Source organism: Alistipes dispar (assembly GCF_006542685.1).
Lineage (GTDB): Bacteria > Bacteroidota > Bacteroidia > Bacteroidales > Rikenellaceae > Alistipes > Alistipes dispar.
Window position 1 is genome coordinate 2,076,600 of record NZ_AP019736.1, and the last position, 14,732, is coordinate 2,091,331.

Here is a 14,732-nt window from a genome sequence, read left to right on the forward strand (position 1 = left end):
ATCGGTTTGCCGTTTCTTTTCGCCGGATGCGCGCCGGGGGACCGGACGGTTCCCTCGGTGTGCCCGGAGCCTCTATTTCGCCAGCAGCGAAGGTGTCGTGTTCGGCGTGAAGTCGTTCGACGAGTTGTTCGTATCGACGAGTTTGCCGTCGGCGCCGGTCTTGCGGATCACCGACTTGTTGAACCGGTCGGGGTCCGAATCCTCCGTGCCGCACCAGGTGTAGCCCGCATCGAGCGATGTGCCCCAGGGAGCCATGCCGAAAGTGTTGCGTCCGCCCGTGTTCACGGCGTCGAGCACCCACTCGTTGGGAACGAAGTAGCCCTTGATGGGCATTTCGTAGTCGGAGCCGTTCGGCGAGTAGTAGTATCCGTCGCCGATCGGGTGGTCCTGCAGGAACTGTTCGCCGGTCGTGCCTGCGGGAGGCATGGCGATCGCGATGCCGTAGGCGCCCCGGTTGTGCAGGCTGTGCACGGTCAGTGTCTGGGCATACCATTTGTCGAGGTTGGGAACGGCCGGGTTGTCGGTGTCCAGGAAGTTGTCGTTCGACGATTCGTCGTACCACTCGAAGTCGGCGGTCGTGGCGTCCCACGAGTCGGGGTTGCTCTCGAGGTGGTTCTGGGCGTTATTGACGATAATCAGTGATTCGCCGGCCTTGACCGGTACGTCGCGGCCGCTGCCCGGAATGGCGTAGAAGGCCTGTCCGGCGCAATACTCTTCGCGGAAATCGACCGCTGCGGGGATCTCGCCCTCCATGTTGGAGAGCACCGAGCTTTGCAGGATCAGCAGCATGCCGTCGGCATAGAGGTCCTCGTCCGTGTTGTTGCGGATTTTGATGTATTGGTCGCCCTGATATTTGTCGGGGCTTCCGGTCTCGGGCAGCGCCGTGCCCGTGAAGTAGATCTCCTCGATGACGAACTCGCCGTTCTTTGCGGCCACGTTGCTCTGTTTGATCGTCACCGTGGCCAGCAGGTCGCTCCGGCCCTTGCGCGTCACGGTCACGGTCGTCTGCCGTTCGGCGCCCGTTTCGTTTTTGGCCACTTCGAGCACCAGCGTCCTGCCTTCCGTTTCGGCTTCGTTTACGCCCACCCACGAGCTCGCCTCGTCCGGGATCGAGACGTCGAAATCCGCCTCCGGAACGTTCACCAGTACGTTGCCGCCGTTCAGACGCATCGAGGACGATACCGTTACGGGTTCCACGGGATCGTCGGTTTTCTCATCCGAGCAGGATACGGCGCCGGCCGAGACGAGGGCGGCCGCCGCCAGCATGTAGATCAGTTTTTTCATACGTTTGTTTTTTATTGGTTTGTAATGATGGAATGAATTGTCAGAACAGGAATCCGCAGGCCGCCGTGAGGTTGTGTTCCGCCAAGCCTCCTTCGTAGAGGCGGGGGCTCCAGCCGGCCTCCGCGAAGCAGGCGGTGCGTCCCCGCAGGCGGCGTTCGGCGCGGAAGCCCGCCTCGGGGGCCAGTGTCCGGCTGTTCAGCCGTTCGGCCGTGCCGGTCAGGTATTCGGCCAGGTAGTCCGCCAGCCCGGGGAGCGAGAGCGTTCCGGAAGGGGCTCCGTAGCAGCCTATGCCGAGCGAGGCTTTGAACCTCCAGCGGGCGAAGAGCCATTCCGCATGGCCCCGGAGCGAACCTCCGAGCCGCGAGAGCGTCATTTCGCGCGCCGGCCAGAGGTATTCGGCCGCAGACTGCTGCCATTCGACGCCGGGGCGGAGCGCATAGCGGCGGTTGCCGCGCCGCCATTCGACGGTCGCTTCGGCCCCGGCCTGCCAGATGCGGTTCTCGTACATCGCCTGCCGGTCCACGGGCGTCCCCTGTCCGGTGCGGTCGGCGACCATTTCGATCCCCAGCCGTTGCGAGCGGGCCGCATACGCCCCGAGGCTCCAGCGTCCGGCGCGGTAGGCGACGTGCGCTTCGCCCCGCTGCGTGCGGAGGGTGCTGACGGGGATGGAGTTGTTCGGTCGGTAGTTCCGGTCCGTGGTGAACCGGCTGTATTCGGCGCGGGCGTACCACCCTTCGGGACGGTGCGGCATGAGCTGCGCCGCCACGGCGTATCCGCGGCCGGTATAGGCGGTGAGCGTGCTGCCCGATTTCCCCGAGTAGCGTTGCAGGATGCTGCCCAGTCCGGCCATGAAGAGCTCGCGCACGGTGTTGGTTTCGTTGAAGAAGGAGATTCTCGAGTTCTGTTTGTAGAGCCGTCCCCTGAGGTCGAGGATCAGCACGCTGCGTCCGAGCTCCATGCCGGCGCCGAGCCGGACCGTGAAGTCCGAGACGACGTTGTGAGGCCGGGGATCGACCTGCCGGTACTCCTGCGCGGCGCGGTAGTCGCCCCGCAGGGCGATGTCGAAGCGGCCGATCCGCCGGGCGTAGCCGCCGCCGAAGGCGTACTCCTCGGTCGTGAGGTCGCCGCCCACGGAATCCGCCACGATATAGGGATAGAGCAGCAGGTAGTCGGCCGTGGAGTTCCAGCGGACGTTGCGGCGGTTGCCGCGCACGTACCGGGCGTCGGCCCAGACGACGCTCCGGTCGTCGAGGCGGCGGAAACTTTCGGCGTAGAATCCGCCGTCGAGCGCTCCGTCGCCGAGCGGTTGCAGCCGCGCCTCTTCCTCCCGGCGCAGATTCATGCGCACGGCCAGTTGCGAGAGCGACCGGTTCGGGCGTCGGAGCGCGGCGGCGGGCGACGCTTCGTAGAACCGGGCCGTGGCGTGCTCCGCCTCCGCCTCGGCGAGCGATGCGCGTTCGGAGATTCCCGCCGTGTCGCGCCGGAACGCCGTCGAGTCGGTCCGGGCGGCCGCCGGGAGGGGCAGCAGAAACAGGATTGTCAGCAGTGCGGCTTTCATGGCGTCGGGTCTCATCGGTTGGCTTGGAGTAACAGGACCGCCGATTCCTGCCCGTTCACCCACGTGACGGCTTTCGCCCTGTCGTTGGCATGGTCGGCGCAGTACAGCCGGCGCGTCGTGCCGTCGGCGTAGGTCGCCCGGGCTTCGACGATGAAGTTGTAGATGCCCCGGCGGAGCCGGACGGTCGTCCGGTTCCGTTCCACCGTTTCCGGGAACGCCGTGCGTTCGTAGGTGTTCAGGTTGTAGAAATAGGAGATGTCCGTGAGGATTTCGAGCCTCTCCACGGGGCGGCTGTCCGGCATCACGAGCCGGATGGAGACCTCGGTGAAGAGTTCGTTCCCGTCGGGGTGTTCGCAGGCTGCCGGCAGCAGCAGGGGCAGGCAGCAGAGCGTGCGTATGATGCGGTGTCGGATCATGTCTCAGAGTTTGAAATTGACCTCCATGCCGAAATAGGGATCGGAGTAGCGGCGCGTCCGCCCGCCCGATACGTTGATGTACGAGGGGCTGTAGTCGAACAGCCGGTTCACGAATACCGCCACGGTGAGCCTGTCTCGGTAGAGGCGTTTGGATAGTTTGAGGTTCACGTACATGCTGAACGGCGTGAGGTCGTAGAGGTACGCGATGTCGCTGACGTCGTCCTTTATCATGTGTTGCAGGATGCCGTCGGCGGCCGATTCGTCGGTGAAGGGGTGTTCCCTGAGGTCGGTGTCCAGGTAACTCGCCGGGCGCGGATCGGTCCACTGCCGTTTCCGTCCGGTGAACCATTGGCATTGGAACGAGGTGGAGAAGATCATCCCCAGCCGCGGAATCTGCGTGTCGAACAGGAAATTGGTGTTGCACAGCTCGTTGTAGAAGCTGTCCTCCTTGTCGTAAAGGCCGATGTAGGGGTAGGGTTCGCCGCCCGTCACCACGACCGAGGTGGAGATGTACTGCGGCTCGCTGTTCTCGTAGTCGGTCCGGAAGTAGGCGCCCGAGACGATGAGTTTCGTGGCCAGCGGACGGATGCGCGGGGTCGAGAAGGTGAACTCGACGCCCTGCTTGAGCGTCCGGCTGCCGTTGGTCGTGCAGCCGGCCAGCGCCAGCCGCTTTTTCTCCTCGTAGGGAAGTCCTTCGAGCGACGGCGGCCCCGTGAGCGCCGAGGCGTCGATGGCCGTCTCGTCGTAGTCGCGGAACGTGAAGGCGAGGGGGCGTGACGAGGTGCGGAATCCCGAGGTCATGTCCTCCCGGAAGTAGCCCAGCGACAGCCCGAATCCGGCCCATTCCGCCCGGCCGCGGACCTCCCATTTGAAGTTGCGGGCGGCCAGCAGACCGTAGTTTGTCGGATCGTATTTGTAAACGATCAGGTTGATGCGCCGCAGTTCCGGGTCCTCGGGGAAATAGTTCAGTTGCGTGTAGTCGAAATAGACCGGGTCGGGAAAGAGCTGGTCGAGCGTCGGGGTTTTGGTGTGCCAGCCCGTGCCTCCCGAGAGGGTGAGACGCATCGGATCGCCCGCCACTTCGAATGCCGGCAGCGAGACGGAGAGGTTCAGGCGCGGATCCAGATAGATTTTGCCCTGAAGCGCATAGCGGCTTCCGAGGTTGGCCATGGCCGTCGCGCGCAGACCCGCCATGGCCTCGATCCGCCATTTCCCGGCCCGGATCACGGTGTTGTCCTCCACGAAGGCCGAGAGCCGGTGCAGGGCCGGGAGCGCGTCGTAGCGTCTCGGGCGGGTGGACATCAGTTCGGTGATGGGGCGCGTTATGTCGTAGAGCAGTCCGCCGCCGTAGTTCTTAGCCATCGACCACTCGGCGCCCGCGCGCAGCGTGCTGCGCGTCGAGCGGGTGTTCGCCGCGAAGAGCGCCATCGCCTTGGCGAAGGCGTAGAACGGCTTGCTCTCCACGCGCAGGGTGGCCTCGTAGCGCGAAGGCAGGATCTCGGCGTCGCAGACCCCCTCCTCCAGCGCCGTGCGGATCGGTACGTTGGCGCTGGCGATCATGTATTTCCAGCGGTCGGTGATGTCGAAGTCCGCATCGACGGAGGCCGAGAGGTCGAAACTGCGGAAAAAGGCGGATTGCTCCTTGGCCGCCGCCGAGAAGTTCAATGCGGCCGAAAGGCTGTTGTAGCTCGCCTTGTAACGTTCCAGCGGGCGCCCCGACACCCCTTCGTCGATGTCCTTGTCGCTCTTGATGCGGTCGAACGATCCGGTGTAGTCGATCGAGCCGCCCAGCGTGTAGCGGTAGTCCGAAGCGGTTTCCCAGCGTTTTTTCATGCGCCACGAACCGGTCATGCGGCGGTAGTTCTGCCGCGTGTTGCGCGGGTCGGCGCGGGCGTCGAGGTAGTTCGCGCCGACGTTCATCGTCAGCAGGTCGGCCTTCCCGCCCCACTCGAATCCCTTGCCGACGTAGAGGAGCTGGCTCTTCAGGTCGGCCTTGAAGCGGGCCTCGAGGTTGCGGCCGCCCTCCTTGCGCTTGATCTTCACCAGTCCGCTCGTCAGGTCGCCGTATTCGACCGAGGGGATGCCTTGCACGATCTCCACCGAGGCGATTTCGTCCGTGGGGAGCGTGCGCATGTCGATTCCGGCGTTGAGCGATACGGGAACGCCGTTGTCGCTCGTCATGCCGCTCGACAGGGAGCCTCCGTACTGCATCGCCGCGTCGTTCGAGAGCGGCCGCCCGTCCATGACGAACGAGACGCCCAGCGACGAGGTGGCGTAGTCGGCGTCGGAGGAGGCCGCTTCGCGCAGGCGAATGTGGTTCGATGCCGAGAAGGCCGGATCCGACGCCCTTCCGCCGGGGAGCAGTTCGAGCAGGTCCTCGAAGCTCGACGGCTGGAGGTGTTGCATCGCCTCGCGGCCGATGTGCACGGCCGAGACGGGTCCCCGGACTTCGGTGGCCGTGATGACCACGTCGCGGATTTCCGTCGATACGGCCCGAAGCCTTACGACCCGGTAGATCGCGCTTCCGGACGGGACGGTGAGCGTCGTGCGCTGCGTGGCGTATCCGATGTAGGAGACCGTGACCTCGTAGCTTCCGGCGGGGAGCGCGAAACCGCATTTGCCGGCCGCGTCGGTCGTGGCGGCGTAAGGCGGCTTTCCCGCATCGGGAACGGCCTTCAGCGCCACGGTGGCGTACTGGAGCGGATTTTTCAGCGAATCGGTTACCTCGAACGTGATTCCCGCGTCATTGGCCGGGCGCCGCTGCGCTCCGGCGGCGAGGGAAAGGAAGAGGCCCGGAAGGATCAGTAGATATTTCGTCTTGCACCACATAATTCCGAGCACAAAGGTAGAGGGAGGCCGAAAAAGCGGCAATCCCCAATAATAGGTAATTTGCGTCGGAAACCTACTCCGAAAGAGGGAGCCGTATTTTGGGATGCCCTTCCGGTTTTCCGGGGCGGGTGCTGTCCGTCCGCCGGTCCGTCCGTCGGTCCGGACCTTTCTCCGGAAACCTGTTCCGGACCCGGAAAGAGGCGGATACGAAAAATCCGGGATCCCCTCGGAAGGGAATCCCGGACGCCCGGTAAGAATGTGAACTTTTTATTTTTTGGTGAGGGCGATGCGGAATCCGATGCCGTCTCCTTTCGAATCCGGCGTATTGATACGGCTGTAGATGTAATAGATCGACGAGTCGGAGCATTTGAAGTCGCCGCCCCGCTGGTAGCGGTAGTCCTCCCACGAAGGAAGCCCTTCGGGACCCGGAGCTCCCGTGGGGTCCGTTTCCGGTCCGGTCGGTTCCTTTCCGTACGGCCATTTCCAGTCGTACACCCATTCATAGACGTTGCCGCTCATGTCGTGGATGCCCAGCTCGTTGGGTTGCTTGGTCCCCACGGGGTGCGGCTGCTCGTCCTTCGCGTTGTTCCGGTTCCAGGAGACTTCGTTGGCGTCGTCGCCGCCGGCATACACGTAGTTTTCCGACCTGTTGCCGCCGCGTGCCGCGAACTCCCATTCGGCGTCGGTCGGCAGACGGTAGCCCGCGGCCGAGGAGTGGTCGTAAACTACGACGGCCGAGGAGATGCGTCCGCTTCCCTGCTTGTAGGTGACCTGTTCGAACCGGTAGGCCGGTTCGAGCCCCTTGATTTCGCTCAGCCGGTTGCAGAACTCCGCAGCGTCGTACCACGTGACGCCGGTCACCGGAAGGTCGTCACCCATGACCGTCGATTCGTTGAATCCCATCACTTTGGAGAAAACGTCCTGCGTCATTTCGTATTTGCCGATGGCGAAATCTTTCGTCAGCGTCACTTCGTGCTTGTTCTCTTTGGGGGATTTCGGGTGATCGCCGAGGATGAAGCTGCCGGCCTCGACATCGACCGTCTCCACCTGTACGTCGGTCAGTTCGACTGCCGTGGCGGTGTATTCGACCGTGGTCTGGCCGTCCTCGGAGGTGACGGTGTATTTGACCGGCGAGGAGAAGTTCTGGGCCGTACCCGAGGCGGGCGTGAGTTCGGCGTTGGCCGAACAATTGATCGTCGGTGTGAGCGACGAGCGGTCGAGGTCCGGTCTGACGTAAATGGTGATCGTCTTGGCTTCGGCGTCGAGCAGGGCGCTGTAAACGCCCGGGGTCGGTGCGGAGGTCTCCGGGTCGAGGAAGAGCATCCGGGTGATCTCGGCATTCGGGTTGGGCAGCATTTCGGCCATGATCGTATAGGTCACCTGCGTTACGCCGTCTTCGGCCGTGATGGTGATGGTCGCCGGGTCCTTGAAGGAGCTGTCCCACGAATCCACGAACTGAATCTCTCCGGCGGAGGCCCCTTCGGAGATTTCGTATTCCTGATAGGTGTAATACCAGGGCCATTGGTCGGAGTAGGGGACTTTGAGCAGCACGGTGTGATTCTCCTCGTCGATGATGCCTTCGACCACCGGTTCGGTCGTCACCCTGAACGACAGCAGCCTGGCTTCGGAACTCTTGGCGACCGAAACGGTGACCGTGTATTCGCTCCGCGACTTTCCGTCCTCGGCCGTCACGGTGTACTTGACCGGCTGGGAGAAGTCCTGCTCGGCGCCGCTGGCGGGAGAGACGGTCGCGCCTTCCGATACCTCGATGGTCGGAACGAGCCTGGTGACGTCCGTGCCGCGGGTGACCGTGACGGCGATCGTCAGGGCCTCCTGGTCGATCGTCGCCGGGCCGCTCTGCTCCTCGAACGAGAAGGCCGTGATGGAGGAGGCGGTCAGCTTGGGCTGCGCCTTCTGTACGACCGTCAGCGAGACGGGCGTGACGTAGGTGGCGTCGGAGAACACCTCGACGTCGGCCGTGCGTTCGGTCTCCTTGTCGGTGTAGGGGTCGATCGCAAGGCGGAGCTTGCCGGCCTCCACCGAGGCCTTGCACCAGGCGGTTTCGCCCGTCCCGGAGACCTTCGCCGCCAGATTGAGGTTGCTGATCGCACCGCCCTCCTCGTCCGTGAGGCCGATCGAGACCGTCGCGCCGGAGGCGGTGACGGTGAGCTTGTTCTGAGAGAAGACGACGTTTTCGACACCGGAAAGCGGTGCGAATCCCAACGTCACGGGGTCGGGGGTGTCGGGGTCGTCGCTGCATGCGGCGAGGGCCGCCGCGGCGAAAATCCCCATGGCGAAGATTCGCCGGATATTGCGGAATTTTTTCATGGTCGTTTTTTTGATGGATGATGGGGAAGGGAGCGCCTCCTCGGCTGGAGGCGTGAAGAACGGAAGGGGCCGCATGGACCCGACCCCTTCCGTCGAGGGCCGGCAGGACGGATCAGCGGCGGATCACGACGCGGAATCCGATTCCCGACTGGCGGCACATGTTGTTGGGATTCATGTCGATACCGCCGGCTTGCAGACTCCAGTAGGTGATACGCAGGTTCCATTCGCTCGACGTGTCGTAGTCGCCGCCGCGGATAAATGCCAGGTCGTCCGCATCGCACGGCTCGTCAGGCCCGAACGGATCGGTCACCTCGTCGGTCGAGGGGAAGTCGCTCATGTAGGGGCGCTCGTACCAGTCGTGGTTCCACTCTCCGACGTTTCCGCACATGTCGTGGATTCCGATCGGATTGGCCGGTTTCTCGCCCACGGGGTGCGTCTTCTCGCCCTCGTTCTCGCGCCACCAGCCCATTTCGAGCGGGTTGTCGCCTCCGGCGTAGAGATAGCTGTATTGGGCGATTCCCTCTGCGCCGCCCTTGGCCGCATACTCCCATTCGGCCAGCGTCGGCAGGCGGTATCCCGTCGCGCTCATGTCGCAGTTGCGCGTGGCCGTGAGGATGCGGCCGCTGCCGTCCTGTCCGTACTGGATGTCGGAGAGGTTGTAGAAAGTCGTGTAGCCTTCGCGTTTGCTCAGTTCGTCGCAGAACTGCATGGCATCCCAGATGGAAACGCTTTCGACCGGGTGGGTGGCTCCTTCCTTCTTGAACTCCGAGGGGTTGAAGCCCATCACCTCCTCGAACTGCGCCTGCGTCACCTCGTATTTGCCGATCGAGAACGACGTGAGGTTGCAGTAGCGGGCGTTCCCGATGACGCTTGTCGGATCGGGGCTGTCGCCTTGCAGGAAACGGCCGCCCGGAACGTCTATGAGCTCGATGAGTTGCGCGCCGACCTTGGTTCCGTCCTGCGAGATGCCGACCGAGCCGCTGCCGAAAAGCTTGGCTCCCGAGTTGTCGGTGCACGATACGGCGATCGTGGCGCGGCGGGCGTTCTCATCGGTGTTGGGATCGACCGTGAAGGTGAATGCGCCGGACGCGTCCACCTGGCTGACCTTCACCCAGGCGGCCGCTGCGCCGGACTTGGCGTCGGTGGCCTCGACCGCGAAGGTGTAGCCCGTCAGGTCGGCGATCGGGCTGCCCGAATAGGTCAGCGATACCTTGACCGTCGTGGCCGCTGCGGCGCCTCCCGCCACGACCGTATAGTTGTTGCCCGAGAGGGTTACGCCTGCGGCGGGCTCTGCGGAGGTGTCGAGCACCACTTCGCCGCCGACGGTCAGCGTGACGGTGTATTCCCGGGTGGTTTTGCTGTCTTCGGCCGTCACGGTGTATTTCACCGGCTGGGAGAAGTCCTGCGTGCTGCCGCTGGCGGGGGATATCTTGGCGCCTTCCGAAACCTTGATGACCGGAGCCAGCGACGAGAGGTTCGTACCCGCCTTCATCACCGCCTTGACGGTGTTTTCGCCGATTTCGGCCTTGCCGATCTGTCCGGGAACCGTGAACTCGAGGATCTCGGCTTCATGGCTCTTCTCCTCCTCGACCACCACGGCGGCCTGGTATTCCTGCCTGGTGATTCCGTCTTCGGCCGTCACGGTGTATTTCACCGGCTGGGAGAAGTCCTGCGCCTCGCCGCTGGCCGGCGACACGCTGGCTCCGGCCGAAATCTCGATTTCGGGCGTCAGGGCCGTGACGTCGGTTCCGAACGGCACGTTCACCGTGATCGTCATCTTCTCGTAGTCGATTTCGGCGGGCTGGGTCTGCTCCGGGATCGAGAAGTCGAGGATGTGGGCTTCGGCGCTCTTGGGTGTGGGAGCCTGCACGACCTTGAAGGTGAACGGGTTGATCGAGACGCCGTTGCCCGATCCTGTGAGGCGCACGTCGATCGAACGGGCCGCTTCGCCGCCTTCGTAGGGCTGGACGGTGAATTGCAGCGCATTGTTCTTCGGTTCGATCTGGCACCACTCTTCGGAGGCGCTGTTGTTCGACAGTTCGACCTGGAGCGTTACGCCGCTCAGGGCCGAACCGTCGGCCTTCTTGACGGCGATCGAGGCCGAGGGATAGATGCCGTTATTGCTTACGTTGAGCGTGTTGGCCGAGAAGCTCACGCCTGTCAGAGAGGTCGAGGGGGAGAGAGTCACATCGGTCTTGACACCGTTTTCGCCGGTGTCGTCGTCGCTGCACGCCGCGAAGGAGCACGCCGCGAGCGCGAGGGCGAAGCCATACTGGAAGATACGTTTCATAATGCGATTGTTTTTAAGGGTTTTCGAATGGATGTGTCCGTTGGCCGGGGGCTCAGAGCAGGGCGCCGGGCATGTAGTTGGCCGGGTCCTTCGTGTCCGTGAGCGCGCCCATCCGGTAGGTTCCGAACGACTGCTTGAGCCAGGTCTTGCGGAAGGTCTTGCCCGTGAGGTAGTCGCAGAGCTTCTGTCCGCAGCCGTTGTCGAGCAGGGTCTGGGAATTTCCCACCGGATCGTAGTCCGTGTTGTAGCGGAGCAGTTTGGTCGTGCCGTTGGGATTTTCCAGGATGTCGAACGTGAAGACCGCCTGATAGAGGCCGAACTCCACCTCCATGTCGATATAGGGCCGGCCTTCGAGCTCGCCGAAGCGCATGTAGATATCGCCCAGCGTCATGCGGAACACGGTGGAGATCTCCTTGCCGAAATTGACGAGCTGCTGCGCGATCTCGCACGACGTGTCGCCGCCGTACATGGACAGACGCACGGCCAGCGCGGAGTATTTGTAGCCGCTGCCGGCGCCCAGCATCGCGTCGAGCCCGATGATGGCCTCGTCCTGCCGCTGCACGGGAATCTGCTGCGAGGAGACGGCCGTGTAGCTTTGCGTGGCGTCGTTCCAGAGGAATCCCGAGATGATCGACCCCTGCATGACGAGCGGCTCCTGCAGTACGATGTTGTGTTTCAGATCGACATAGGACGACGCGGTGGCCGAGATCACCGTGTTGGTGCCCTGCACGTAGCTCAGCGTGACGGAACGCAGGTCGAAATCCACGGCGACCTTCCCGCTGCTCAGCGCGACGTAGCAGTAGCCGTCGCGGTTGATGAATTGCTGGAGGTCCTCCTGCACCTGCATCAGCGCCCCCTGCTGCACGAGGTTCTTCTCTTCGGCCGAGGCTCTCGTCAGCGTGGCCTCGACGCGGTTGCGGCGGCCGAGCAGCGAGAAGGTGTCGCCGTCGAACGAGGCGATTTCGAACTCGAAGTCGGTTTCGAGGCCCTGGTTGTCCTCCGCGCTGCCGCCGCTGATGTCGGAGTTCGGGTCGTTGATGATGGCCAGGTAGCTGTACGTGTCGAAGATCAGCGTCGGACGCTGCAACCCCTGGATGCGGTAGCTGCTTTCGTCGGGCGTGGTCCGGAAGTCGGGGTACATCAGGTTGTCGGTGTACATCGTCACGCGATTGTCGTCGGTGAAATCCATCCAGAACCGGTAGATGCCCTTCGATGTGGGAATGTTGGCGATCCAGCCGTTTTCGGCCGCGGAGAGCTCCCCGTAGTAGGAGGAGATGGCCTCGTCGAGGCGCTGGTCCACGTCGCCCATCGTCGTTTCGTAGTCGTTGTCGTTGCAGGCGGTCGCAGCCAGCAGCACGACCGGGAGCAGGAATATGCGATAGAGGTGTTTTTTCATCTTTCTGCCGTGTTATAGGGTTATTGATTGTCCGCGACCACCTGGGCGATGGCCTCCTGTACGCAGGTCACCAGTCCTTTTTCGCCCGCCGTGTCGTAGAACTCGATGCCCCAGGTGTTTTTCAGGTAGTCGATCACGATCTGCTCCTTCTGCTGCAACAGGGCCGCGCCGGTCGTCCCGGCCTCGGTCAGCACCGTCTCTTCGTACCATTCGCGGCCGTAGACCATGATCATCGAGATCATCTCCACGAAATCCTCGTCCTTGCCCGACATGGCGTAGGGGGTGATGAAGCCCAGTTGGCGCGCCTCCGAATCCGAGACGCTCGTCCATCCCGAGGGAAGGTAGTTGCCGGCGCTGATCTTTTCGTAGTTCTTGTCGAAGAGCACCGTCTGGTGCAGAATGTGCGCGAACTCGTGCTCGATGGTGTGGAGGAATTCCTTGACGTTCGCGGCATCCGATGGGTCGAACCCGTTCACGTTGAGCAGCAGAATCTTGCGGCCGCCTTCGGCCTGTCCGAGCTTGATGGCTCCGAATTCGTACTCGGGACTGCCGACCAGCACGACCTTCTTGGGCGTGATCTCCTTGACGAAGTCGAGTCCGGCCGTCTGCTCGTAGGGCGAGAACCAGACGTCGTACATCACCTGCATGAACGGGATGACCAGCTCCTCATCGACGGGCACTAACTGCTTGTCGATCGAAGGCATCATGTCCGTGGCGTCCCACTTGTATTCGACGTCGATGTTGAACGGCACGACGTAGTTTTCGTAGAGCCACCGGTCGGTCTCCGTCTGGACGGTCTCTTCGCCGCCCAGGCCGGGAATGTCGGCGTTGGGGTCGATGGGGTCCTCCTCGTTGCAGGCCGTGAAGGCTGCTCCGGCCAGGAGCGCGAAGAGGCAGAATTGGATATGACGTAGTGTTTTCATCGTATTTTCAGCTTTTGAATTACCACGGATAGGGGATGTTTACCATGTCGTTGAGTTGAATGCCCGAGGCGGTCGCGATCTGCGGGATTTGCAGGATGCGGCGGTCGTCGTCGGGCGTGAGGGTGCTGGTGGCGCCGTCGATGGTCGTGTGCGTCACGGGAATGTTCCAGCGCAGCACGTCCCAGTAGCGTATGCCTTCGTAGAGGAACTCGATGCGGCGGAAGTCCAGTACGGTCAGGATGAGCGCCTTCTGCACGTTGCCCTCGTCGCCCGCCTTGAAACGGCCGGCGTTGTAGGCGCTGTTGATGAAGTGGTCCGGAGCATTGAGCTGGGCCGTGTAGTAGTCGGTCAGCTTGTCCTTGTAGAGGGTGTTCGGTCCGTAGGCGTAATCGTCTATGCGGCAGGCGGCGAACATGTTCAGATCGTCCAGCGCGCCGTCGTAGTTGCCCAGCATGGCGTAGGCTTCGGCGCGGGCGAGCAGCACCTCCTCCAGCCGCAGCAGCGCGCACTTCGAGTAGGGCACTCCGGTCTGCGCCACGGGATTGTCGATCTTGAAGTCCTCGTAGAACTTCGGCAGCCAGTAGGTGCGTCCGCCGTTCCACTGGTAGGCTACGTTCTGGAAGATCCACGGGTCGCCCGTGACGTTCTCGGTCAGCAGCGTCACCATGGCCGTGCGCTCCATCGCGTGACGGACGTAGGCCGTTCCGACCATCTCCCGGTAGGCCAGCGTCACGCACTCGGTGAGGAGCAGGTTGGCGTTGGCGCTGGCGCTGGTGAAGTCCGTGCCCATCTGGTCGGGATTGCCGCTCTTGATATAGGTGCGCCAGTCGTGGAGGTTGCTCCGCATGAACTGGTCGGCCGCGTCGTTCGGGTCCACGCCCTGTGCCGGCGACCCGTCGGCGTTCAGTACGGGCGTGTCGTCGGTGTAGGAGAGCGCGAAGTGCTGTGTCGGCGTGGGCAGCAGCATGTTGGCGTAACGGATCACGTCGTTGTAGTTGCGCGAGAAGAGAGCGATGCGGGCGCCGAGCGCTGCGGCGGCATCCCGCGTGAAGTGGAATTTGGGCTGGTCGTAGTCGCTGCTGCCGCCTACGAGCTGCATTCCCTCCTCGAGGTCCTTCAGGACGTGTTCGAGCGTCTGGGCGGCCGTTTCGCGGTCGTAATGCTTGATGACGACCGTCTCCGGTTCGGTTACATAGGGGATGCCCGGATTGGCCGCGAGGTTGTTCGTGTCGAAAAAGTCGGCGAAGAGGGTCAGCAGGCAGAAGTGCGCGTAGGCGCGGGCCAGCAGCGCTTCGCCCTTCTGCAAGGAGGCCGCACCGGGATCGGGCAGTTGTTCGATGGCTTCGAGCGCGTGGTTGGCCACGGCGATGGCGTTGTAGGCCGAGGTCCAGTACTGCTCGTTGGTGTCGTTGCCCGATTCCGAGCGGGTGAACTCGTCCCAGAGGAAGGCGCTCACGACGTTGTCGAACGCCGCGTCGGGCTGCATTCCCTGGAAGGTGCTGCCGAAATCGGTGTATCCGTCGCAGCGGTGCTCGATGAGTGTCATGTAGGTTCGGTCGGGGTAGGCCGTGGCGAGCAGTTGGCTGATCTTTTTCGGCGTGTCGATGGTGGTGCGGTTGTCGGGCACGGTGTCCAGGAACTCGCTGCATCCCGCCGACAGCGCCAGGCCCAGCGTTACGAGGAATATTTCGATGATTCTTTTCATGAT

The 14,732-nt window shown here is 63.2% G+C and carries 9 protein-coding genes; all 9 read right to left on the bottom strand.

The features are described from left to right. Positions 1-72: 72 nt before the first annotated feature. Positions 73-1,284, bottom strand: a complete 1,212-nt coding sequence (locus FME97_RS08770; RefSeq protein WP_141429062.1) for a DUF4876 domain-containing protein — start codon at positions 1,282-1,284, stop codon at positions 73-75. Positions 1,285-1,324: 40 nt separating this feature from the next. Then, complete coding sequence (locus tag FME97_RS08775; RefSeq protein WP_232522860.1) at positions 1,325-2,857, bottom strand: DUF6850 family outer membrane beta-barrel protein; 1,533 nt, start codon at positions 2,855-2,857, stop codon at positions 1,325-1,327. Beyond that, on the bottom strand, positions 2,854-3,258 hold the full coding sequence (locus tag FME97_RS08780; RefSeq protein ID WP_141429064.1) for a hypothetical protein: 405 nt from the start codon (positions 3,256-3,258) through the stop codon (positions 2,854-2,856). Before FME97_RS08780 ends, FME97_RS08775 begins: the two co-directional genes overlap by 4 nt. Positions 3,259-3,261: 3 nt before the next feature. Beyond that, entirely contained in the window at positions 3,262-6,087 is a 2,826-nt protein-coding gene (locus tag FME97_RS08785) for a TonB-dependent receptor (RefSeq protein WP_141429066.1), read from the bottom strand. 267 nt (positions 6,088-6,354) lie between these two features. After that, positions 6,355-8,415, bottom strand: a complete 2,061-nt coding sequence (locus tag FME97_RS08790) for an SUMF1/EgtB/PvdO family nonheme iron enzyme (RefSeq protein WP_162502071.1) — start codon at positions 8,413-8,415, stop codon at positions 6,355-6,357. 112 nt (positions 8,416-8,527) lie between these two features. Then, positions 8,528-10,705: an SUMF1/EgtB/PvdO family nonheme iron enzyme gene (locus tag FME97_RS08795; protein WP_141429069.1), complete on the bottom strand. Its 2,178-nt coding sequence runs from the start codon at positions 10,703-10,705 to the stop codon at positions 8,528-8,530. Positions 10,706-10,757: 52 nt separating this feature from the next. Next, on the bottom strand, positions 10,758-12,101 hold the full coding sequence (locus FME97_RS08800) for a DUF4302 domain-containing protein (protein ID WP_141429071.1): 1,344 nt from the start codon (positions 12,099-12,101) through the stop codon (positions 10,758-10,760). A gap of 20 nt (positions 12,102-12,121) precedes the next feature. Further along, complete coding sequence (locus FME97_RS08805) at positions 12,122-13,024, bottom strand: zinc-binding metallopeptidase (protein ID WP_141429073.1); 903 nt, start codon at positions 13,022-13,024, stop codon at positions 12,122-12,124. Between the two features lie 19 nt (positions 13,025-13,043). Beyond that, on the bottom strand, positions 13,044-14,729 hold the full coding sequence (locus FME97_RS08810; protein ID WP_141429076.1) for a RagB/SusD family nutrient uptake outer membrane protein: 1,686 nt from the start codon (positions 14,727-14,729) through the stop codon (positions 13,044-13,046). Positions 14,730-14,732: the final 3 nt, after the last annotated feature.